Genomic DNA, 22,787 nt, shown 5'->3' with positions numbered 1-22,787 from the left:
AGGTTGTTTACCAGCCGAGTCGGTAGAGTTCGAGTTTTGTGATGGTGCGGATGATGGCGGGGAGTTCGCTGAGGCGTCCGCGGTAGCCGGTGGCGATGATTTTCCAGTTCTTGAAGTGGGCGATGCACGTCTCGACTGCGGATCGGGTTCTGGAGATTTCCCGGTTCGATTTCTTGGTGTTGTCGTCGAGGGTGGTGCCGTGGGGTCGTTTGCGGGGAGTGGTCGCGGTGGTGCCGATGTAGCCCGGGTCGGCGATCCAGTCCGTGTCATCGAGGATCGGCTCCCAGCCGCAGAGCGCGAGAGCGACACGACCATGACGGGCGCCGGCGACAGGGTCTGACGCGGCGAGGAGGCCGCCGTCCAGATCTGCGGCGATCTGCACATTGAGGCCTTGTCGGTGCCGCTTCCCGGAGTAATTCGACCGACCCGTTTTCGCGCGGTTCCCGGTGGGAACGTCTGTCCCATCGACCAGGACGACACGGCCTCGGACAGCTTCTTCCAGGGAAATCCCTGAGAAGCAACAGGCTTGCTCGATCAGCGGAACGATGCGCCGGTAGATCCGCGAGACGGTGGCTTGGGAGACGCCGTGCAGGTCCGCGACGGCGGCTTGGTTCAGGTTCTGTCGCAACAGCAGCAAAGTCAGGATGACCTGCTCCCGCAGGTTGAGAAGCGCGGGGCGGCCAGGCAACGATGGACGCCCGGACAGGACCTGGAATATCCGAGCCACCAACTCCGTCACCTGCCCAGAGGTCAAACCTGTAGTAGAGTCATAGCGCATCGACTTCTCGCTTCAAGAATGGCGTGTAGGAACTTCCATTCTCTCCCGCGAGAAGCCGATGTCTTCACAGCGACACGCGCGAAACAGACCTTATGAATAACGCTCTTAGAGTCCTTTGAGCGTTATTCATAAGGTCTGATTCGGGCGTGTCGCTCCGAGGCATCGGCTTCCCATTCGGGAGAATAGAAGTTCCAAAGCTCGCTATTTTCGGAACGGGAAGCCGATGCGGTACGACTCTACTACAGGCCTGGATGCGGAGCAATTGACGGAGCTGATCTGTCGGATATGGCAGATTGTCGCGGGGAGGGGTGAGATTTCGGGACGCCCGGTGCTGCTGAACATTCGCGAGCAGGTCGTTATGACTTTGATCTTATTGCGGCAGAACGTGAACCAAGCGACTATCGCGGATATGTTCGGTGTGTCGCAGCCCACGATTTCTCGCGCATATCGGCGGATCGTCCCGCTGATCGAGCAGGCCTGCTGTTTGTCGGGGGTGTGTTTAAAGACGGCTATCCAGGGCCGAGTGGTCCTGGTCGACGGCACCGATGTTCCCACCGGGAACCGCGCCGTGACGGGGAGAGCGAACTACTCCGGGAAGCGACACCGTCAAGGGCTGAACGTGCAAGTTGCCTCGGACGTGAACGGTAACTTGCTCTGCGTGTCCGATCCGACCCCCGGCGCTCGGCACGACCGAGCGACCATCAGCCTGTGTGGATGGGAACCGATTCTCGATAATGCCGAGTGGATAGCGGACCCAGCGTACGTCGGAACCACCGCAGTCACTCCCCGGAAAAAATTTCACCACGGACAACATGATGACAACACACGTACAGCCAACCGATACATCTCCTCCATCCGTTCGGCGGTCGAAAGATGCATCGCGCACTGGAAGAACTGGAAAATCCTCAAGACCGGCTATCGCGGACGTCTTACAGAACTTCCCAACCTCATTCGCACCGTCACCCGCCTCGAACTTTACCGACTCGGCTGGTAAACACTTATGAATAACGCTCTTTGACGTCGGTTGATCTGGCTGCACAAGAGGACGAATGCTACTCGGCAGAGTGGAGCTACCTGACCACTGCCCATGAGCCATGGGGTTCTCGTGCCTCACGCGTTGCAGCGTTGGTTCCGCGCCAGTGACTGCGCAACGTACGGCGGCACGCTACACGACCAATCATTTCACCGCGAAAAGACATCACTGCCCCGTCTTGCCTGTCCTTCCGTCCACCCCTGTTGGGCGTATCAGGTCCGCAGCGCTGTGGCCAGCTCCCGCGCAGTCTGGTTCTCGAAGAGCAAGCGAGTCGGGAGACGGCGCCCGACCAACTCTCCGAGGTGACGCATGGTCCTCATCGCAGACATCGAGTCTCCGCCGAGGTCGAAGAACGAAACGTCCACGGGCACCTCGTCACAAGACAGTTCTCGTGCGAACGCGGCAGCAACCATATCGAGATTCGTCGTCACGCTGTCGATGCTACTGCGCATCCCGCGCCTCGTCGTCTCGGTTCACGTCTTCCGCTAGCCTCGCCACAGAGCCGCGAGGAGGACACGGATGACGATTGTGGCGCGCTCGCGTGTGCGAGACTTCGCGTGTGCGAGACTTGCCTGATACCTTGAAGGTGCTGCTGGTGACCAACGCGGTCAATAGCTTGGGCGCTGGTTTGGTGCTTCCGTTCCTCTGGCTGTACCTGACGGAGGTCCGAGGCTTCAGCGAGTGGGTACCCGCGACCGTGCTCGCTGTGCAAGCAATGACCGCGGTGCTCGGGGGGCTGGTCTGGGGTGCGCTCCTTGATGTGTTGCCCCGCCGTGCCGTGCTCCTCGTAGTGATGCTGGTCGCCGCGCTCGGAAGTGCGCTGTTCGCGGTCTCTTCGAGTTCCACGACTGCCGTCGTCGCGGGCGTGGTCTACGGCCTCGGTGTAAGTGGTGTCGGGGCGTCCTTGCGAGTCATGTATGCCTCCACGGCACGCACGCCCAAAGAGCGCGCGCTTGTGTTCCAGGTGGATTTTGGGGTGTTCAACGCGATGGCCGGGCTCGGGGTGCTCGTCGGAGGTTTTGTCACTACCCTGCCCTTTGGCGATGCGATTGACCGGTACTCACTGTTGTATCTCAGCGACGCGGTTACGTTTGTGCTTACCGGAGTCGCCGTCTTCGTGCTCATCCGGGGCCATGAACCGCATCGTGTGAAGAACACCAGCAACGCGGACAGGCCATCGTACCGTTCGGTTTTGCTGGACGCGAGGCTGACTGCCCTATACCTGACACTGGTGATCCTGTTGATCGTATCCGTCGGCCAGATTCGGTCAGGTCTCCCCGCGTTCCTTACTGCACACGCAGGGCTCAGCCCGTTGGGGTTCTCGGTGGCGTTCGCGCTCAACATCGCTGCGGCTGTCGTCGTCCAGTTCCTCGTGGTGCCCCACTTGAGAGTTGTTCGGCGCTCCCGCCTGTTGACAGCCGGTGCTGTCGCTTCGCTCATGGCATGGACCGTCGTGGCCGCGACGCCGTTTGTAGGGACAGGGCCAGCACTGGCGATGGCTGTCCTCGCCACGGTGCTGCTCGCGATCGGTGAAACGCTTGCCGTTCCAATCACCAACACCCTGGTGAACGAACTGGTCTTGAGTGATGCGCGAGGACGCGCGAACGCGTTGCTTTCGATCTGCGTCTCGACCAGCTCGGTTATCGCTCCCATAATCGCCGGCGCACTTCTAACGGCATGGGACGGCCTCGGGATGATCGCGGTCATGATTGGTGCGAGTATGCTGGCAGCTATCTTGACCCTAAAGACAGCGCGAATGATCCCCATCGCAGTGGATCGCAGCGGGTCCGTCGATGAAGTCGTGAAGACGTGACCGAACCTGCAGCCCTCATCACCGCAGCGGAAGTCGAGACACCGCTCGGATCTGACCTCGAGGAGGTCTGGGGCGCGCTCGTCAGCAGGAGAACCATAATCGATGCGCTGGATGACACGGCACCCTCCCTTGAGATGGGGACGTGTCCGCAGGTCGACTCCGCCCTCCCGCCGGAAACCCGCCTCGAACGGCTGGCATGCCGTGTCCTCGCGAGGGTCTTACCGTCCGACTTCAACCCTGGCGCCGATCTCCTGATCCTAGGAACGAGTTTAGGAGGAGAGGATGACCGCGGTCGCGTGAACCTGAGCGCGTGGGGCCGGCGGGTCGGCGAGGCAGCTGGAGGTATTGAGCCGTTCGCCCTGCTCTCTACAGCCTGCTCAACAGGCAACGACGCTTTACTCCTCGGAACTTCCTTAGTCCGGAGCGGCGCTGCCGATCGTGTAGTCGTGATCGCCGCGGACGTGGCAACACGAGCGAAGTGGAACGGCCATCGAGCTCTCGGGACGCTCTCCTCGTGCGGCCCCAGACCGTTCAGAAAGGACCGTGACGGTATGGTGCTGAGTGAGGGCGCGGCAGCTGTGGTGCTGCAGTCACCCGCCAGGCGACCACAACGTGACATGGCGACACTCGGTCACGTACTTGGTGGTGCATCAATGAATGTCGGGGGCGGGCTGACCGGAATCGCTCCAGACGGAGCCACTGTTGCGCGCGTTGTGAGGGCTGCCCTCACCGACGCGGGGGTCACTCCAGAAGACATCAGTCACGTCAACGCCCATGCCACGTCGACCATCGCGAACGACTTAGCTGAGGCTCGAGGCCTCTCGAGCGTGTTCTCGGGTGCAGCGCAGCGCCCGCTCGTGTCGGCGACGAAGGCGAATCTCGGCCATGCGCTCGGCGCGACTGCCCTCATCGAAGCTGTCCTCACCCTCACAGCCCTGCGCCATCGATACGCGCCGCCGCTCCCCTTAGCCGCAGAGATGGACGAACTGCGGCTTCCCGTGTCGGCAGCAGGGAACACGGCGTTATGGTCGGGTGCCGGAATCAACCTGTCACTCGGATTTGGAGGGTTCCACGCGTGTACCGTCTTCAAGTCGACCGGTGACCTATGACATACATAGTCTTGGAATCGGTGAGGCGGACGACGCCCGATGGACGCCGCGTGCCCGGTCTCGGACGATACGGGTCGGCGGCGACGAATGCGGTCCTCGCCGCCGTGAACGAACTGGATCCACGGCATCGAGCGCCTGGTAATGTCGGTCTCATCATCATCGGAGAGAACCCCCTGCGGGAGGAACAGCAGCAACTCCACTCACAGGGGGCTGCAGTCAGCCCACGTCGATTTGCCGAGACTAGTCCGAGCACGATGGCAGGCGCCGTCGCCGACGTCTTCCAAACCATAGGCCCCGCGGTCGTCCTTCTGATGCGGTGGCCCGCGGCGGAACCCGCCGCTGCGTTCTACACCAATCTCTGGTTGTCGACGGGCAAAGTCCAGCGCGTTATAATCTGCGTGCACTCCTGGACCGACGACGTTGAACACCGCGTCGATGTCACAGTGCTCGGGAACTACGAGTGAGCGCGCCAAGAGACGCATCCGTCTCAGTCGCGGAGATGCTTGGCGAACGCACTGACCTTTTGCTCCGATCGGCTCGGTCCAACGCCCCGACGTTCGCGGACTGTTGCGAAGAGTTAGCCGCACTCGGAGTGGCAAAGGGCTCAGGAATTTTCATATCTGCACCGAACCCCGTGCTCGCCGTCAGACTCTTCCTCAGCTCCGTGGCCCTCGGTCTCATCCCTTGCCTCGTCTCGCCAATCACCACAGCCGACAGGCTGTCCGTCATCAACAAGCATCTTCACCTGATGGGCACTGTCCGGATTGCACCCCCTTCCGAACACCGCCCGGGGGGACCTAGTATCCGGCTGGAACGCTTTGAGCGACCAGCACGTCGCTTCGTTCCTGGCAGCACACTGATGCTCACATCGGGGACTTCGGGAGTGTCGACAGGAGTCCTTCATTCCCTTGAGCAACTGGAACGCAACGCGCGACGACACACATCATCTTTGGGTCTCACAACGAGCGATCAGATCCTCGCCGTGCTGCCGGTGTATTATTCGTTCGGGCTAGTCGCGCAGATTATCGCGCCGCTGGCGCTCGGTGTACCGGTAACCCTAAGTCATGAGATTTTCTCGCCAGCCGCTTTTGTCGGGGACCTCCGGGCCTGCGGAGCAAACGTCTCAGCGGTGACTCCGAGGATGGCTGCGGCCCTTGTAAATACGGACCGGCGGTCCCTCGAGAGGCTACGCGTCCTGTCAGTTGGGGGGCAGAGCTGCCCTCCGGATGTGACCCGATCACTCCTGCGCAGACAGCGCATCCCGCAAGTTTTCCTCACCTACGGATTGACGGAGGCAGGTCCTCGCGTGGCAACGCTCTCGGCGCATGCGGAGTCGGAACAGCGTTGGGCGTCGATCGGCATCCCGTTGGACAACACGACTCTCGGCGTTGATGCGATTCAAGGCGAATCCGTCCTCACTGTCACTTCGGACACCGTGGCGACCAGTTACCTTGGTCGCTTCGACCCTACGTCTATCGATGCAAAGGGACACCGCAGGTTGCTCACAGGCGATGTAGTCCGGCAGGATGAGGATGGATACTTTTCGGTCATCGGGCGGCGGTCCGACATAGTCGTCATCGGAGGCGAAAAGATCTTACTTTCGGACGTGCGATCAATTGCGGAGTCCGTCCTTGGTGTGGCACGCGCCACCGTCACCGCGCGGACCTCGGACGGTGAGCCAATCGGTCTCCGTATGCACCTCTGGCTTAGAGACGACACGATTGATCCGGTGGACGTACGGCGAGCAATTGGCAGACGCTTGCGAGCGGTCGAGCGGCCGTCCGAAGTCACGACCGAGGTCTTGGGCGATAATCTATGGGTCAAGTGATCATCGCAGTCCACCATGCAGGTGGCTCAGCCCGAGCGTTCCTCCCGCTCCAACGCGCGCTCGGTACGGACGTACGCGTAGGTGCTTTGGATCTTCCCGGGCGCGGACGGCGAGGCCGTCAACCGCACTTCGGCACTATAGAGCGCGCCGCGCTTTACGTGGCGGAATCCGTCGATGACGCAGAAGCAACAGTGCTTCTCGGTGTCAGTATGGGTGCGCTCATTGCCTATCGCGCGGTACAGATCCTCGAAGCAGACGGCAGGCGACCGGAACGGCTGATCGTTGCGTCCGCAAACTCGCCGCAGTGCATTGCCGAGCGGGCGAACGACGAGCTGGCGTCATTCGCAGCGCTTCCCACCGTAGGGAATCCCCATGGAGCTGCCGACCGAGCCCTTCTTCTTGCAGACCTCGCCTCCGTGGTGGCGCATCAACCGGTCGCAACGAAGGTCAGCATTCCGATCGACGTGTGGCGGGGTCGGCACGACTCCACGATCCGAACTCGTTCGACCGCTGACTGGATCGGACTTGCTCCGGAGGGTCTGCAGGGCAGCGTGCACACATTCGACGGCAAGCACCTCTTCCTGGCAGACTGTGTTCAAGCCGCCGCGGCAGCCGAAATTTTGCGGAGAATGCACGATGTACGCCCGTTCTGAGATCGCGCCACAGGTCAGAATTGCTGGTCGCGTGCAAGTGATCTGGGCGAGAGTTCATCCGGACACCTCGGATTGGCAGTGGCTGCTCGATGACGTCGAACGAACGCGTGCCGATCGCTTCCACCGTGAAGAGGACCGGGGCCGTTTCGTTGTGGCCGCCGGCTTGGCGCACCTCGTCGTCGGGGCGATCCTCGGGGAGGCACCCAACCAACCCGTGCTCGATCGACGGTGTGAGCGGTGCGGAGAACCGCATGGAAGGCCACGGCCACTTCGGGGGATTCGCGGATGCTCGATTTCCCACTCCGGAAGCGTCGCTGGGTTTGCCTGGAGTGACAGCGGTGACGTGGGGCTCGACATCGAGGAGCGTCGGGAGGTCTCGCCTGAATCCCTCACCGCAGCGCAGACCATATTTGAGTCAGAGGCGTTGGCTCAGGAATACGATTGTGGCGGGTCACCTTTACCCTGGTGGGTGCGCAAGGAGGCCGTCGTGAAACTAACCGGCGAAGGACTTCAAGGGATGCCCAACTACACGGTCAGCACCGGCCCAAACAAGCCCGGACGAACGTTTCCCGTGCGCGGGCCCGAAGCATTCGACGCTATCACAACTGTCGATATTTTTGTGGATTCAGCACACACGGGCGCGGTGGCCTTTCATGGACGCCCTGATTTGAGGGTTATTGCATCTGAACGGCAACCTCATGACACGAAATACTGGGAGGAACTGATCAATGACTGACCGTCAGACTGATCTCGCGATTATTGGGATGGCTGGGCGTTACGCCACGGCCAGCGACCTCAGTAACCTAGAATCTGCTTTGGAATCGGGCCGTGACCTCATTACTCGGGGGTCTCCACTTTGGACGAATACAGGAGCCGATTCCAGGACCGTCGCCGCGTGGGGGACCATGCGCGATCGTCAGTACGACCTTGCTGGGATCGAAACTCCGATTCCGCCAAATCTTGACTTCCGACACGGAATACTTTTCGAAGTCCTCCGGTCGGCTGTAAGAGACGCAGGACTCAGGCTCGAGGACATCGGGCACACGACGTCCGTCTACGCGGGCTACGCCCGAACCAGAGACATCCCGAGGTCGAACTTCGCGGACGTCTACGCTTACGACCCAACCTTCGCGGCGAGCTTCTTCTCCTACTTACATGATCTGCGGGGGGAGAGCATTATGATCGACGCGACCTGCGCGACTGGCCTCGTCGGGGTCGACCTCGCCGCTGCCTCATTGACGCTCCGGAAGAGTTCGTACGCACTCGTGGGCGCCATCTCGATCATCGACGGTACGGATGGCGAGTACGAGGCATCATCGAAAACGATCTACTCACCAACAGGATTCTGCCGACCATTTGACGTACGAGCCGACGGGACCGTGCCTGGGGACGGAGCCGGAGCGATCCTTCTACGGCGGCTTGAGGATGCCGTTCGCGACGGCGATCCGATCTACTCGGTCATCAAAGGGGTTTCCGTGAACAACGACGGCCGGCGCAAACCGGGATACGTCATTCCGTCGATCGACGGAAAGGTGGACGTCGTTCAGCGTGGGCTCTTGAACGCCCGTGTCGACGGCAGCGATCTTGGGTTGATTGAGGCCCACGGCGTCGGTATTCCGGTAAACGACCGGATCGAAGCGACGGCTCTGATCGAGGCGCTTGGCGCAGCGGGGGGGCCGTTGGCGTTCGGATCAATCAAGGCTACGACCGGTCACACCGACACCGCTGCAGGCCTGGCGGCAGTCATAAAGGTCTCGCTCAGCTTGTCGCGCGGGCGTCTCTACGCTACGCCGAACACCGAAGAAATGATCCAGACTCTTGCCGATGGCGGCACACGCTTCGAGCTCCTGCCGACGACGCGGCCATGGGACGATCGTCCCAGGCGCGCCGGTGTGATGTCTGCTGGCATTGGTGGTGTCAACGCGTTCGCCGTGCTCGAGTCGGCACCGGTCGGGTGAGTCGTGACCGTCTGTTCCCGGGCCAGCCTGGGGGGAGGGCCTGCCGAACGTGCTCACCGCAGCGTCGGCGTACGCACCCTTCGTACCGGCAACCACTCCGGAGGGCGCATGTCGACTCCCATTCGCCATAGCAAAGTCTCTTCTTCGACACGAAGACGGAAGTCCAATGCGGCGAGGTTCGGCGCGTTGACCTCGCCCTGCGGGAGCTGTACGACGACTCCGTCGTCGAATGGTTCGGACGGTCGGAATTCAACCTCGAGTCCACAATGCTCAAGCCTCCCACGCAGCTGATTGACAGCAGTCCCGTCCGCGCGGAGCACCACTACTCTCGATCCCGCAACGGGCAAAATCTGCCCCGTATCCAATCGAAGGACACGGACCGCGTCAGCCACCGAGTCCGCCACAGCGCTAAATCGGAACGGAAGCCTGTCGTCTGTCGCGAACAATGTTCCCATCAAGTCACCCAGCTCACCCGCCCACGATCGGTCAAGATGCTCCGCAAGGCGATTCCGCGCAGTCTGCAACGCCTCAGCAGAAGATGCGGACAGGGCGATCGGGACGAGGACGTCGTGGCGCGCGAAGACCACGTCCCCAGCAGTCCACGCATCGTGTCGCTGATCGTCGCGCCGTGAGTCAACGAGAGCCACCTGCGTTCGCACAGTCGGGTGTCTTAGCAGCTCGGGAACGCTAAGCTCCTTGGCGGTTTCGCGTTCGACGGCCGCAGCGAGCGTCGAAAGCTGCAGTGAGTCACCTCCGGCGTCGAAAAAGTTGACGTCGTCCCCTAATGGCACTCGTCCGGTGACTGCCTCCCAGGCTGTCCGGACTGCTTCCCTAGTCGTGCGCGGCACAGGAGGCGCAGGCACTCGCGCTTGCGCCGTAGCGACGGGGATGGCCGGTTCCGTTCTTAGGAGCCCCCGCAGGGCGCGTTCGTCGATCTTGCCATTCGGCTTATGTGGGAGGACGTCGACCAGCACCACGCGGTCTGGAACGGCATGTGCGGGCAGCACCTGGGCCAAGGCCGACCTCGCTTCGGTTTCCGCGATCGATTCGCGCGGTACCACGAAGGCGACGATACGCCGGGACGGTTCATCGATGGCAAGTACATGTGCCTGCACGGACCACGGCTGATCAAGGACGGCAGCACGGACGGCACCCAACTCCAGTCGTCGGCCGCGGATCTTTACCTGGTGGTCGACACGGCCGTCGAAGTGGAGGAGGCCGTCGAGAGCAAGGCGACCTCTGTCACCGGTTCGATACACCGGACCGAGAACGCCGGCGACCTCCACGGTGCCGCGTTGATCGCCGCCCAGGTACCCCCCGAACAGACCGTCGCCCGCGAGGCCAATCTCACCAGCCATCCCGAAGCCGACCCGGACGTCACCGTACGGGGAGAGGACGTGGACATCGGTGCCAGGTACAGGACGACCGATAGGAACTGGCTCGTCATCCACGGCGGTCCCGTCCAACCGGTAGAACGTCGATGTGAACGAGTTCTCTGTCGGACCGTAGCCGTTGTGGATAACGCGCCGGCCGGTCCACGCCTCGGCACGGGCGAAGCTTCGCGCTGAGGCGGTGTCACCGCCGCAATAGATGACACGCAGACCGGACAGCGCCGACGGACGTTCTTCTGCAACAGCGTGGAGTAGGGGAGTCGTCATCAGCATCACCGACACGCTGTGCTGTCGAATCGCGCGACCGAGTAGTGCCGGGCTGAGGATGGTGTCGCGAGGAAGGATGACGAGCTTTGCTCCGGCGCATAGGGCGCCCCACACCTCGTATGAAGCTCCGTCGAAATTCAGCGGAGCAAGTTGCGTGAACACGTCATCCTTGGAAACTGGAAGGAAGTCGTTGTTGCAGACAAGACGGCTGAGACCGCGGTGTGACAGCCGTACGCCCTTCGGCGCTCCGGTGGAACCCGACGTGTATAGAACATTAAAAAGATTGTCCGGTTCAGGCAGGACGATCTGCTCGAACGGTTTTTCGCGGTCGGCCGCATTCAGGAGGTGGGAGGTGGTCCTTGCGCTGTAGTGTTTACCGAGTTCGGGGTCATTTGAAACGACCAGCGCGGGGTCTGCGTCCCGCAAAATTGTTATTCGCATTGCGGCTGGATCGTCGAATGCGAGAGGGACGTACGCCGCTCCGACGAATAAAATCCCGAGCCAAATCTCGAACGTCTCGGCAGAAGCCGGGAGATCGAGCGCGATGAGGTCACCTGGGGAAACGCCCTCACTGACTAGGACCGATGCGATCCGGCGTGCGCGCATCACGAGGTCGTCATACCGGATGACGGTGTCTCCATCGACGATGGCTATTGCGGAGGCGTGACGCTCGGAGTTCGCGATGATCGACATGGCAATGCTCGTGACCTCGGGGACGACTGCCCCGCGCTGTGTCGCCCCGTCTATCCCGGCGAGAACGTCCGCTGGGGTCGAACGGTCGTCAGCAATTGCCTGCACGAGCACTTCCCGCACGGCGTCCCGGACCGCTCGAACCGTTCGCTCGTCGAATACCGCGGAGTCGTAGTCGACGGTGATCGACGAATCGTTCTCGTCGAACACCGCGGAAATCGGGAACTTCCCGCTGGGGCGCGACCAGGGGATGACCTCGAGCCGCCCCATTGGCGTATCGAACGCATCTCGCGTCGGCGAAACGTGCAGGAACGCTCCCGCGGACCCACCCTCGGGATGGAAAGCGGATCGGAGCGCGATCGGGTCGACAGCAGAACGATCTATTGTGTCCAGCACCGAATCCCGAAGATCGCGCGCAAGATCGGCGAACGGGGTGGAGAGCCCGTCGCGAGAAGCGATGGGGAGGGCCCTGGAGTATAGACCGACCGGCTCGCGGCCGGTCCGCGAGGAGACAATAAGTCGGGAGTGTCCTCGGATCTCGCCTGAGAAGAGGTGGAGCGTTCGCACCCAGGTGGAGAAGGCGATCAACGCGGGTGTCGACTTGTTGCCCCGTGCAAGCATGCGGAGCCCCTCCGCCATCACGGTATCGATCTCGAGCCGCACCGATTGCTGTCCGGCCCCGACTAGTCCTCCGCCAGGAGGTGGAACGGTCAGGACTCGAGCGGCGCCCTCGAGCGTTTCGACGAGGGCACTCACGTGAGCCGGATCCTCTTCGCTCACGCCTCCAGTGGGCAGGCCTTGCGTCACAGGTCGACCGTGGAGGTGGTCCACCACGATGTTCGTAATGATTTCCACGGAGGCGGCGTCGCACCCGATGTGGTGCAGGATGAACGTGAGCACCACTCCACCGGGGTAGTGGACGAGGTGCGCCCGGATGAGGGGCCCGACAGTGATGTCTAGCGGCAACGAATTAAGTTCGATCGCTCGTCGCCGCGCGTCGTCCAGGTCCTGCGCACGCTCCTCGAAGACCATTACATCCGAAAGCGACGTACCCGCCCACGAGACGACGCCGCGTATGTTCACTATTCGGCGGCGTAGCGAGGGTTGTTCGGTCAGTATTCTGGCAGTAATCGCTCTGACATCGACGGGAATTCCGTTGGTTCGCAGGTTCAGCAAAACCGGGACGTTGTACGTCGAATCGTGCGGTTTCGACGCGACGGCCAGCCAAATATCGAGTTCTGCACCAGACAGAGCCATCGGTGCGCCACCCTCATCGCTCATGCGGAGAGCGCCCTGACGTTCCGCGCTACGAGCATTGCTAGGTTCCGCACAGTGCCGAAATTTGTCGAATCGAAATCTGACTCGGTGATCGCAATTCCGAATTTCTTCTCGCATGCAGATCGGAGCTCGACGAAACCCAAAGAATCGAGACCGAGATCATCCCGGAGAGAATCATCGACTCCGAACTCTTCTTCGACATACAGGTCGTCGCGGAGCATAACGATGATCGCCGCCTCGACCTCGGTCCCGTTCGGCGTAAGATTGGTCATTGGGTCCTCCCTTTTTTTCTATCTGCTCTATTTGCGCTTCGACACGACTCATCAGACCCTCGGTCGCATCAATTGACACGTCGTTTCGAGTTGCGAGTTCGACGGCGGTTCGACACGAGGCAATGATCTCGCGTCGGCCTGCGCTGGTGGCGTCACGCTGCGCAGAGCTTATGCTCCTGCCTGGCAGCGATCGGATTCGACGCCTCACGAGCCGACCGTCCACCGGCGTTCCGGCTGCTTGGCTCAACGTGACGAGTTCGTCGGCGCAGCGGAACAGCGCCCGCTCGAGGGCGGGTTGCTCGCGGACGCGGCTCATCGGTCCGGCAGCTACGCACGTGGCGAGAGCCATCGGGATCAACATCGCCATCTTCTGCCAGACGAGAACGTTCTCAGGGACGTCTCGGAGTGTGAGCGTGAGCCCGTTGACCGACGCGCGAGCTGTCGCGTGGATCGCCGATGCTCCTCGAGCATCGAGGGCATTGACCGAGAGCTCGATGTCCGCGAAGAGGGAGTCTTGTCGCACGATCCCCGCCGCTTCCCGCTCGACCTCCGCATACACAAGGCCTCGTACGATCGTCGCGCCTCCCGGCGCGTCAAGAGGGATGACAAGACCGTTCGACAGGGCAATCCAGGTGGCCGCCGCCGTGCCCTTCACCCGTTGTAGCGCCGCTGGGATCTGTTGTGCACGCGTACACAACCAAACGACGTCTACTGAACCATCGAATTGCGCCAAAGTCGGTACGGAGAACGGGCCGACCGCTACGCGAGGGGATCGGACGCACACCGCGTCAGGGAACGTCGCCTTCGTGGAATCAGACGTGACCAGCAGGACTTCGATCCCGGCTGCAGCAAGGTGGCTTGCCATGAGCAACCCGACTGCCCCCGCGCCGACTACTAGATGCTTCCCACGGGCGCCAGCGGGTGTATCAAGTGCTCCACCAGACATGTCGCCGCTTCTCCCGATCGATGAACGTTTCTCTGTATCCAGCCACGTGACTCGACGTGCAACCTAACACGAGCCAAGGAGCGGTAATATGGCTCTTCGCAGTTGAGGGTGTAGCCGTACGAGTGTGGGGTCGGCGCGTCGTGGCCGGGAGTGGGGTCGAGGTCTTCCGATGATGGAGGTTCCTACGCCAGCCATCAGAAAGACCTCGACGTGTCTCACGCTACCTTCGACGACCCTGATCTCACGACCTTCTGCCGCCTGGACGAGCTCGGCCTTCGTGTTGTCGGGCAGCATCTTGCGCCCGATCGGGCGGTGCTGGAATGTCGGGTTGTTGACCCTGATCCGTGGTGCGTGAAGTGTGGTGCGGAGGGCGTGCCTCGGGACACGGTGACGCGGCGTCTCGCGCACGAACCGTTCGGTTGGCGACCCACGACCCTGTTGGTCCGGGTGCGCCGCTACGCATGCACGGGCTGCGGCCGGATCTGGCGACAAGACATCACGAAGGCCGCGCAGCCGCGGGCGAAGCTCTCCCGCCGCGGCGTGCGGTGGGCGCTGGAAGGCCTCGTCGTTGGGCACCTCACCGTCGCCCGTGTCGCGGCCGGCCTCGGGGTGTCGTGGCATACCGCGAACGCGGCTGTTCTCGCCGAGGGGAAACGGGTCCTGATCGATGACCCGACCCGGTTCGAGGGCGTGACCACGATCGGTGTCGACGAGCACGTCTGGCGCCACACGCGCCGCGGAGACAAGTACGTCACGGTGATCATCGATCTCACTCCGATCCGCGCGAAAACTGGGCCTGCCAGGCTGTTGGACATGGTCGAGGGGCGCTCGAAGGCCGTGTTCAAGCAGTGGCTCGCCGACCGACCCGACACCTGGCGGGCGAGGGTCGAGGTCGTCGCGATGGACGGGTTCACCGGGTTCAAGACCGCGACCGCGGAAGAACTGCCCGACGCGGTTCCGGTGATGGACCCGTTCCACGTCATCCGCCTCGCCGGCGACGCCCTGGACCGCTGCCGGCAACGCGTCCAACAACAGTCGACGGGGCACCGCGGCCGTTCCAGAGACCCGCTCTACTCGGCACGCCGGACCCTGCACACCGGCGCCGACCTCCTCACGGACAAGCAACACGCCCGCCTCAAGACGGTGTTCGCGGTCGACGAGCACGTCGAGGTCGAGGCGACCTGGGGCATCTATCAACGCATGATCGCCGCCTACCGCGACCCGGATCGGACCGCCGGGAAGACGGCGATGCAAGCGCTGATCGACTCGATCAGCGGCAAGGTCCCACGAGCCCTGAAAGAGCTGGTCACCCTCGGCCGCACGATGAACGCCCGCGCCGCCGACATCCTCGCTTACTTCGACCGCCCCGGCACATCGAACGGCCCCACCGAAGCGATCAACGGCCGCCTCGAACACCTCCGAGGGTCCGCCCTCGGCTTCCGCAACCTCACCAACTACATCGCCCGCAGCCTGCTCGAAACTGGCGGCTTCAGACCCCGACTACACCCTCAATTACGATGAGCCGGTAATATGCGTTCCCGACGCACCGGAGGAGTAGTATTGAATCAGGGAGCCAGCATCGGCGAAGATTCGCGCGCACGGAACCGGTTCTCATACTGGCTCCACGAGAAGTTGTCAAGTGGCGCGCCACTCCTCGATCGGGAATTCGACGTCATCGTCGGCCACGTTCAGCACGTGGGCAAGCACCACCTCGAAGCAAGCACGCTCGACGGCCTCGCAGCTCTCCGCGAACGTAGGCCACGCACTCGGATGAGCGAGATATTCCTCGACAGCATCCTCGACAAGCACGACGGCCGGTACGACTACCCGAGCTATGCGAGTCACGGTCTTCTGCATCTGCTGCTCGAACGGCACGCTCATCCCGTGCAGGTCGTCCGGCTGCTCGTGCAAGATATCATCGCCCATGAAACGGCTGAACCACCGCGCTGGATCATCGCACCACCCGATGCCAACCTCGTCGCACGGCGGTGCCGCATCGCTGCCCGTACCCTGAAGGAGCTAGAACGCGTGTCGAAGACCGGCGAGCACGTTCAGATCGACGACACGAGTGCGGCTCTCATCGCCTCCTCGGTCTTTCCTGTCGATCAGTGGCATGACGAGTACATGTTCATTCGCATCCTGCAGTCGTACGAGTGCGTGTTCGCCGTGCTGCTGACCGAAGGTTCCCGGGCTCTCGACGCTCTACAGCGCGCCGATCCTCACGAGGCCGCTCGTTCCATTCGCGCCGCTGCAGCGACGATCGACTCGGCAGGGCGTCTGTTCACGCTGATGGCCACGATGCGGCGTGAGGCCTTCTCAAGCTTCCGCGTGTACACCGAGGGTGCCAGTGCAATCCAGTCGCGGCGCTACAAGCAGTTCGAGTTGCTGTGCGGGAGGCCGGAACCGACTCGACTCGCCTCAGAAGCATTCGCGAGTGTCCCCGATGTCCAAGTCCAAGCAACAGGCGATCCCGCGACCTTGACTTCGGCGTTCCTTAACATGCCGGATCCGGCATCCGGTCAACGCCGCCAAGTCGTAGATGCAATGCTCGAACTGGAACAGGCTCATAATCGGTGGAAGCAGACCCACTACAGTCTGGGCGTCCGCTTCGTCGGCCCGAGTCGCGGGTCGGGCGGTACGTCGGGTGTCGAGTACCTCGATCACGTGCGGGCCAACCGGCTATTCTGGAAACTAGAACTGGAGGACTGAGCGAATGGTACGCCGAGACCGCGACGGTGCTCCAGGGGCAGCGAAATCGATCCTCAATCCTTCTGAACCAGATCCTCAACTGCGCTATGAGTACGACAGGGACAGCAACTACGAGCGGGACACCCGCGTGACGATAGCGCTGTCGGCGCTGGTTCCGGGCGATGAGCTCCATCACCCGGACCACCGTTTCTTTCAACTCATCCATCTGATCACAGAGTATTCGTGGGTTGGAGTGCACGATTGCTTCGTCACCGCCGCGCACGAGCTTTCTGCTGGGAACACGCTACGAGCAAGCCGTGCCGTCGATCGCGGAATTGGGATCAGTCGCATGCCGGTGGATGCGGTGCGCCTTTTCCAATCGTCTCTTCCGGCAATGAGTTTCCTAGCGATGCGCGCCGCATTCCCACCGAACACCACCGGCCTCGATTCGCCGGGTATGCGCAATCTACGACGGAGCGCAAAGAGCGTCTGGAATTGCGTGGAAAGCGCTCTCAATGATCGAAGCGTCGAAACGATACTCGGTGACACGTTCGGCGAAAGCGATTCTGAGGACATCGAACTCGCTCATTTCCTATCCAAGCTCTATGAGCTCGATGCGCTACTTCTAAGCTGGAAGGAGACGCATCTACATATGGTGATGATGATTATTGGGGGCATGGAAACACCCTTCGGGCAGGCATCCAGCACAGTTAGCATGCGCGGAGCAGATCTCTCCGACTTGAAGCGGTTGGGCAGCCGCCCATTCTTCCCGCAATTGTGGCAGGCGAGCAACACTTTGTTTCGACAGCACGTCGGACACTCAGGGGCCTCCTGATGGGGATGAATCGCGTGAGCCGCTTGCGCCGACCGGAGCGATATGCGTAGAGCATTCACTCCACGGCGAGATTGAGCTGGCATTCAGATGACGAACTGGCCGCCAAAGTGCAGTTCGTGAGGATGTGAACAGATCACATCGCGGGCGACACGTATCCGATAATCTACGTTATGTCAGAGAGAGGCTGGCATTTTCGCATCAGGTGCGAATTGGCCGGTCCCCTCGACCTCCCTGTCACAGAGCGGCTCGCGCGGTTGGTGGGGCGATCGACCGCCAGGATCCGATGTCGCTTCCGCGGCGACAGCACCGAGCGAGAGTGGCTCGCGACCTGGCATTTCGCGACACGGTTAGCATAGATTCGCATTTACTGCGAACATTTCGCGCATAATGCGAAGCGTCTCGGAGGTCGTTGCGGGGTCCGTTCCCGCGCATCTGCAGGGTGCCGTCGCGGTCTTGAACGCGGAGGAGACGGTCTGGGAGGCGATGCTCGGCGGCTGGCGGGCGCAGCAGTTCGCCCGGAATCTCGCGCCGTCGACGGTCGATCGCCGGCGGGACCTGGTGACGCGGTTCCGCGTCTACGCGGACGCCTATCCGTGGTCGTGGACGGTCGGCGCGGTGGACGAGTTCTTCCTCGAGTTGCGCGCGGTCGGCGGCGCCGCGCAGTCCACGATTCTGAGCTATCAGGGCGCTCTGCGGATGTTCCTCGAGTACGTCTGCGACCCGCGTTACGGTTGGGTCGAGCAGTGCTGGCAGCGCTTCGGCGACCATCCCGCACAGGTCTTCCACGAGTGGAACACGGCCGGTCACGCGCAGAATGGGATCGCGCAGCCAGGAACCCTCACCACGCGCCTGCAGGATGCGGGCATCAACCTCCGCGCTGCCCGCAACGCGACCCTCCGAGCACTCGTCCTCGAGATCCCCGCGGCGATCGTCGCCGACTCGCTCGGATACAGCTACCAGATCGCTGACAAGCACCGCCGAAACTCAGGCGCCACGTTCAGCAACTACATCAGCCATCGCAGCTGAACAAGAAGAGCCCGTTCGCCGCCTACCGGGGCGCGGCCGCCGAGTGTGTCGGCCATTTCAGCGGAAAAAGTGAAATCGACGATATCAAGACGGAGTCACCTGGTCCGCGAAGCCCGAAGAATGTCGGTGCCCGTAGCTAGTCTCAATGGAGGCCTAGTGTCGCGTCCGACGACCGGCGGCCAGAGAGGCGATCGCATGGTTCAGTCTGAGGGTCTTCCGGCCCGTGGTGTGGTGTTCTGGCCGGTCGGCAACGGCGACAGTACGACGGTCGTCGTTGATGACCTCGTTGTGCTGCAGGTCGATCTGCATGACATGGCGAAAGCCGATGATGAGGCCACGCCGGAGGTCGCGGTGGTCGACCGTCTGATCGAGGCGTTGCCGGTGGTGGACGGTGTGCCGTACTTGGCTACCTTCGCGCTGACGCATGCTGACGAGGACCATTGTCTGGGCTTCGCGGACCTGGTTGATCAGGCCAGAATTGGCGAGCTGTGGTCCACGCCCCGGTTGTGGCGCGAGTACAACGACCCGGACGCGCCGGACCTGTGCAGCGACGCGGTCGCTTTCCGGGAGGAGTCCGAGCGACGCATCGCGGCAACGATGGCGGCGGTGAATGCCGGAGGGGTCCCGACCAGTGGTGATCGCATCCGGATCATCGGGTACGACGACGAGCACGGTTCCCACGCCTATGACGAGTTGCCGGATGAGTACCTCGCGTGGCCGGGACAGTCGTTGACTGTGTTGGACGGGCACGAGCGGGTGGGCGTGTTCGAGGCGTTCATCCACGCGCCGTTCCGTTCATCCACGCGCCGTTCAAGGACGACGCCGCATCGGCGCGGAACGAGACGTCGCTGTCGATGCAGGTCACCCTGACCGACGAGACCGGCGTCGATGGCAAAGTGCTGCTGTTCGGGGATCTGGCCCATGACACGATCAGGAAGATCTTCGACTACAGCGAGTACGACGACCGCGAGCAGTACCATGTGGCCGTGAACCCGTCGTCGACGGCGAAGTCAGGGCGGCGCCTCCCGCGAATCCTCGTCATCGCCGGCTGTGACCACGTGATCGCGTCGTTCATGTCCACGAGTCTCGCATTCACCCGGGCGGGCCTCCTTCGAGACGGCCGTTAGGATCGGGGCAGTTGAGCGGTGGGGGTTCCGATGGGAAGAGGCATTTCAGTCGTCTTGGACGGCTACCAGTGGCCCACCCGAGCGGCTGCGGAAAAGCATTTCAAGGCGATACTCCACGATCCCCGTTACCGCCTGAACGACCCCATCACCGACCCGGAGCACGATGCGCAACTGCGCGCGCTGGTCGAGATCCATCCCGAGGCGGACGTGAAGATCGGTGTGGGGATCGACTACTTCTTCATCGGCTTGACCAGCGAGGGTGACCGCTTCAACGTTCGCCCCGACGCGACCGGGATCTGGATCCGTCGAGTCAACGGCAGCAAGGCCGATTGGAGTTACCTGACGGCGATCCGCGAGCACGGAGCGAAGCAGAGCGTGAAAGACGCGATGCGGCTCGCCCTGGAAGATCGGCGCATGAAATACCGCGAGCGACGCTTCGCCGACGGGACCGCGACCAGCGACCTCTCCGGAACTCCCTTCACCTCGCGCGATCAGGCGGCCGTCATCTACATCGACCCGACCTGGGAGCAGCTCTCCTTCCGGTTCGCGGAATCGGAAGGCGGGTGGGACGCGATCGAGGTCCACTCCGGTCGTGGGGCGGTACGTGTCGGTGCCGAGTTCGCGGATCCTCACGTCGAAGACCGCTGGCTCGATTTCCATGCACAGCATGCTCGGCTGGCCTTGGCAACACGAAGCGAGCTCGCTCGGCGGGCTCGGACGGATGAAACCGCCTGGACGCCCTGACACGAGCCGTGACCGGTGCGAGCCGTCCGTTCCTGGTCATGCGCGTCGCGCGGCAGGGACGGAACGGGTAGCGTCGTCGAAAAGAGGGCTCGATCTCACGTCTACTGAGATCGAGCCCTCTTCTGCGTGGTGTTACTTCTTGTTCTCGGTGATGCTGGTACGCGGGTGACGCGCGGCGGCAGCCGGGGTGATGTAGTGCCCCGTGATAGCGCTGCGGTTCTGGGTCGCGCTGGTGCGGTTCGCTCCGGACTCGGTGACGCTGGTGCGCGGGTGGCGCGCAGCGGCGGCGTTCGAGACGTAGCGTCCGGAGATGCTGAACCTGTTCGACATGGTGGTTCCTCCTTCCTGGTCACGATCGCCTGTGGTCGGAGCCGCGTGGTGGCGGTCCGCGTCGTCCGGGGACCGGACGAGGCTTAGGCGGGGCGCGGGGGGCTCGTCGATGTCGGCGAGGCGACGGATGATCTTCACGCTCACGCGCAGATCGTCCGCGACGGCCGCGATGGGCGTGCCGTCGTCATCGAGGAGGGCGAGAGCGTTCTTCATCAGTTCCGGCCTCTCCCCCGGGAAGTCCCGAATCGGCTGAGCGGCTGGCTTGATGGTGTTGAGACTGATCCAGGCACGCCGGTAGGTGGATTCGGAGATGAACTCCAGCTCCTTACAGCGGTAGAGGAGGGAGTGGATCGAGACTCCCCACCGCTTGCTGACATCCTCGAGGCGGGCGAGGTTCACTCGGCGGGGTAGCTCGTTCTGGATCGTGTCGCGTGGGGTGAGGAACTCTGCCGCGAACGCGTCCGCGTCGCGCTCCATCTGGCTGTCGCTGCCATGTCGGCCGTGGTGGAGCACGATGTGACCGAGTTCATGGGCGGCCGAGAAGCGGTGTCGGAGGACGTCATCCGCCTTATCGGGGGTGAGCACGACGATAGGTCGAGGGAGCGAGCTGATGGAGAACGCGTCGATCTTGCGTTTCGGATCGAGCTCGTCCTCCTTCATCGAAAAGAGAACAGCGAGGATCCCGTGCTGCTCGAGCTGGTAGACGAGGTGCGGGATCGGTTCCGTGCCCAAGCGCCAGTGGGAGCGCATGAGGCGGGCTGCGCTCACCGGATCGGGCGCATCGTCTGATTCCGTGTGCGCCCAGTGCGGGAGATCGACGTCGGGGAACTCGACGAACTGCTCGAGGTAGCGGCTGAGTTCCCAGACGAGTTCGGCGTAGGCGGTGGCCTGCTGCTGCTGGCCCACGGTGGTGGAACGCAGGCGCCGGAACGACGCTTCGGCGACCTCGACCCTCACCGCCGGGCGCCCGAGGGTGAAGAACGAGATGGGGACATCAAGAGCGGCGGCGAGGGCCGTGATCGTTTCCGCGCGCGGGACGATCTCGCCGCGCTCGTACTGGCCGACCGCCGCGGCAGAGACTCCGACGAGGCGGTGGACGTCGGTCTTGGTCATGGCGCGGAAGCGGCGTGCCTGTTCTAGACGCGAGGGGTCGAAGGCGCGGGCGACGTCCGTCGCGGTGAGGGTGGAGGGTGCTGTGGGCATTACTGGTCCTGCTTGTCGGGCTGCTTCGAGGTGCGCAGCTTCACGGTGGTACGGGGTCGCGGGGCATCCGCGAAGCTCTCTGCCGGCTGCGGTTTGGTTGCGGCGGGCTCGCTGGTCTGAGGCACCTTGCGGTAGGTCAGGGTCTCGGGTTCGAGGAACCGCAGGTAGTTGCCGTCGAGGCGTGCCGGTGCCCACATGATCTGGCCCACTCCTCGCGGAGAGCTGCTGTAGAAGGCGACGAACAGCTCCGTACGGTCCTCGTCCTCCTCGATGTGGTGGAGGGCGTCCTTGATGCCAGCGGCGTCGTCACTGTCGTCCGTCGGGTCGTCGAAGAGCGTCAGGTCGGTCAGCTCGGGTCGGCGAGAACTGTGCTCGGTGAGCGCGTTTCGTCGCGTCCGCGAGAGGGAAGGGAGGTAGAGCTGGTTGGTGTTCCGTCTCATCTTGTCGCCCACGCGGATCGGGAAGATGAGGCCTTTGCCGATGAACATGAGCTTCCGCGACGAGCGCGGGATCGGCTCCTCGCGGAAGCTGGCCTCCCCCAGGAGGCCGACCCTGATGTCCTTCGGGACGGCCCTCGACATCCCGACGCCGTAGACATACAGCTCGTCGTCGGGATCGGCGTACTCCCTGTTCGCGCGTCCCGTCCGCGCCTGCGCCTCGTGGATGCCCTGAGGAATCGCCGCCTGCAGAGTCACGAGCTCGGATGCCGAAAAAGCAGAGTGCCAGCGCCGCGGCAGCCCAGACGGAAGGGGAGCGATCGACATGAGGACCTCCTAGATCCCCTTCACCGTAACGTGTCAGACTTTCAAACGCAACAG

22 protein-coding genes are annotated in these 22,787 nt (G+C 62.8%); 15 read left to right on the top strand and 7 right to left on the bottom strand.

Going from position 1 to position 22,787, the window contains the following annotated elements; all coding sequences use genetic code 11:
• Nucleotides 1-7: 7 nt before the first annotated feature.
• On the bottom strand, nt 8-778 hold the full coding sequence (locus A6122_RS15380; protein WP_084415710.1) for a transposase family protein: 771 nt from the start codon (nt 776-778) through the stop codon (nt 8-10).
• A gap of 223 nt (nt 779-1,001) precedes the next feature.
• Here A6122_RS15380 and A6122_RS15375 point away from each other — a divergent pair, with 223 nt between their 5' ends.
• Nucleotides 1,002-1,772 (top strand): transposase family protein, encoded by a 771-nt coding sequence (locus A6122_RS15375; protein ID WP_084415709.1) that lies wholly within the window; start codon nt 1,002-1,004, stop codon nt 1,770-1,772.
• A 251-nt stretch (nt 1,773-2,023) separates the two neighbouring features.
• On the opposite strand, the gene A6122_RS17625 is transcribed toward A6122_RS15375, so the two are convergent.
• Entirely contained in the window at nt 2,024-2,224 is a 201-nt protein-coding gene (locus A6122_RS17625; RefSeq protein WP_418320027.1) for a phosphopantetheine-binding protein, read from the bottom strand.
• 173 nt (nt 2,225-2,397) lie between these two features.
• Between A6122_RS17625 and A6122_RS00520 the strand changes: the two genes are divergently transcribed.
• Genes A6122_RS00520 through A6122_RS00505 form a run of 7 tightly spaced genes read left to right on the top strand, consistent with a single transcriptional unit; the run spans nt 2,398 to nt 9,172 of the window.
• Complete coding sequence (locus A6122_RS00520) at nt 2,398-3,624, top strand: MFS transporter (RefSeq protein WP_237358299.1); 1,227 nt, start codon at nt 2,398-2,400, stop codon at nt 3,622-3,624.
• Nucleotides 3,621-4,733 (top strand): beta-ketoacyl synthase N-terminal-like domain-containing protein, encoded by a 1,113-nt coding sequence (locus A6122_RS15370; protein WP_084415707.1) that lies wholly within the window; start codon nt 3,621-3,623, stop codon nt 4,731-4,733. The genes A6122_RS00520 and A6122_RS15370 overlap by 4 nt, the downstream gene beginning before the upstream one ends.
• A 50-nt stretch (nt 4,734-4,783) precedes the next feature.
• Nucleotides 4,784-5,197: a hypothetical protein gene (locus A6122_RS16250; RefSeq protein ID WP_146085111.1), complete on the top strand. Its 414-nt coding sequence runs from the start codon at nt 4,784-4,786 to the stop codon at nt 5,195-5,197.
• Between the two features lie 35 nt (nt 5,198-5,232).
• Complete coding sequence (locus tag A6122_RS15365; RefSeq protein WP_084415706.1) at nt 5,233-6,561, top strand: class I adenylate-forming enzyme family protein; 1,329 nt, start codon at nt 5,233-5,235, stop codon at nt 6,559-6,561.
• On the top strand, nt 6,549-7,214 hold the full coding sequence (locus A6122_RS15360) for a thioesterase II family protein (protein ID WP_084415705.1): 666 nt from the start codon (nt 6,549-6,551) through the stop codon (nt 7,212-7,214). The genes A6122_RS15365 and A6122_RS15360 overlap by 13 nt, the downstream gene beginning before the upstream one ends.
• Nucleotides 7,198-7,950: a 4'-phosphopantetheinyl transferase family protein gene (locus A6122_RS16245; protein WP_146085112.1), complete on the top strand. Its 753-nt coding sequence runs from the start codon at nt 7,198-7,200 to the stop codon at nt 7,948-7,950. The genes A6122_RS15360 and A6122_RS16245 overlap by 17 nt, the downstream gene beginning before the upstream one ends.
• Nucleotides 7,943-9,172 (top strand): beta-ketoacyl [acyl carrier protein] synthase domain-containing protein, encoded by a 1,230-nt coding sequence (locus A6122_RS00505; RefSeq protein WP_084415704.1) that lies wholly within the window; start codon nt 7,943-7,945, stop codon nt 9,170-9,172. The genes A6122_RS16245 and A6122_RS00505 overlap by 8 nt, the downstream gene beginning before the upstream one ends.
• Nucleotides 9,173-9,225: 53 nt before the next feature.
• Here the strand turns inward: A6122_RS00505 and A6122_RS00500 are convergent, their stop codons facing one another.
• From A6122_RS00500 to A6122_RS17620, 3 genes are read right to left on the bottom strand one after another with little or no spacing between them, the layout of a single operon-like run.
• Nucleotides 9,226-12,801 (bottom strand): AMP-binding protein, encoded by a 3,576-nt coding sequence (locus tag A6122_RS00500; protein ID WP_084415703.1) that lies wholly within the window; start codon nt 12,799-12,801, stop codon nt 9,226-9,228.
• Complete coding sequence (locus A6122_RS00495) at nt 12,798-13,070, bottom strand: acyl carrier protein (RefSeq protein WP_068250252.1); 273 nt, start codon at nt 13,068-13,070, stop codon at nt 12,798-12,800. Before A6122_RS00495 ends, A6122_RS00500 begins: the two co-directional genes overlap by 4 nt.
• Complete coding sequence (locus A6122_RS17620) at nt 12,973-14,016, bottom strand: ketopantoate reductase family protein (RefSeq protein WP_084415702.1); 1,044 nt, start codon at nt 14,014-14,016, stop codon at nt 12,973-12,975. The genes A6122_RS00495 and A6122_RS17620 overlap by 98 nt, the downstream gene beginning before the upstream one ends.
• Before the next feature lie 210 nt (nt 14,017-14,226).
• On the opposite strand from A6122_RS17620, the gene A6122_RS00490 reads away from it, so the two are divergent.
• From A6122_RS00490 to A6122_RS00455, 7 genes are all read left to right on the top strand, one after another.
• On the top strand, nt 14,227-15,537 hold the full coding sequence (locus A6122_RS00490; RefSeq protein WP_068250249.1) for an ISL3 family transposase: 1,311 nt from the start codon (nt 14,227-14,229) through the stop codon (nt 15,535-15,537).
• 39 nt (nt 15,538-15,576) lie between these two features.
• Nucleotides 15,577-16,725 carry a tryptophan 2,3-dioxygenase gene (locus A6122_RS16240; protein ID WP_146085123.1) on the top strand — a complete coding sequence of 383 codons (1,149 nt, stop codon included), beginning with the start codon at nt 15,577-15,579 and terminating at the stop codon, nt 16,723-16,725.
• 4 nt (nt 16,726-16,729) lie between these two features.
• Complete coding sequence (locus tag A6122_RS16235) at nt 16,730-17,539, top strand: hypothetical protein (RefSeq protein ID WP_146085124.1); 810 nt, start codon at nt 16,730-16,732, stop codon at nt 17,537-17,539.
• 387 nt (nt 17,540-17,926) lie between these two features.
• Nucleotides 17,927-18,565, top strand: a complete 639-nt coding sequence (locus A6122_RS00470; protein WP_068250236.1) for a hypothetical protein — start codon at nt 17,927-17,929, stop codon at nt 18,563-18,565.
• A 195-nt stretch (nt 18,566-18,760) separates the two neighbouring features.
• Nucleotides 18,761-19,435, top strand: a complete 675-nt coding sequence (locus A6122_RS00465) for a hypothetical protein (protein ID WP_146085125.1) — start codon at nt 18,761-18,763, stop codon at nt 19,433-19,435.
• The gene (locus A6122_RS00460) at nt 19,420-19,692 is read left to right on the top strand and encodes a hypothetical protein (RefSeq protein ID WP_068250230.1); all 273 of its coding nucleotides are present in this window, start codon (nt 19,420-19,422) and stop codon (nt 19,690-19,692) included. Before A6122_RS00465 ends, A6122_RS00460 begins: the two co-directional genes overlap by 16 nt.
• 54 nt (nt 19,693-19,746) lie before the next feature.
• A complete protein-coding gene (locus tag A6122_RS00455; RefSeq protein ID WP_068250227.1) occupies nt 19,747-20,436 on the top strand; it encodes a DCL family protein in 690 nt (229 codons plus the stop codon).
• A 132-nt stretch (nt 20,437-20,568) separates the two neighbouring features.
• Here A6122_RS00455 and A6122_RS00450 read toward each other — a convergent pair whose 3' ends face one another.
• Nucleotides 20,569-21,969, bottom strand: a complete 1,401-nt coding sequence (locus A6122_RS00450) for a helix-turn-helix domain-containing protein (protein WP_068250224.1) — start codon at nt 21,967-21,969, stop codon at nt 20,569-20,571.
• Nucleotides 21,969-22,733: a hypothetical protein gene (locus A6122_RS00445; protein ID WP_068250221.1), complete on the bottom strand. Its 765-nt coding sequence runs from the start codon at nt 22,731-22,733 to the stop codon at nt 21,969-21,971. The genes A6122_RS00450 and A6122_RS00445 overlap by 1 nt, the downstream gene beginning before the upstream one ends.
• Nucleotides 22,734-22,787 lie beyond the last annotated feature (54 nt).

The sequence above is a fragment of the Rathayibacter tritici genome (assembly GCF_001641005.1).
GTDB lineage: Bacteria > Actinomycetota > Actinomycetes > Actinomycetales > Microbacteriaceae > Rathayibacter > Rathayibacter tritici.
This window is presented reverse-complemented; position numbering and strand designations above follow the sequence as displayed.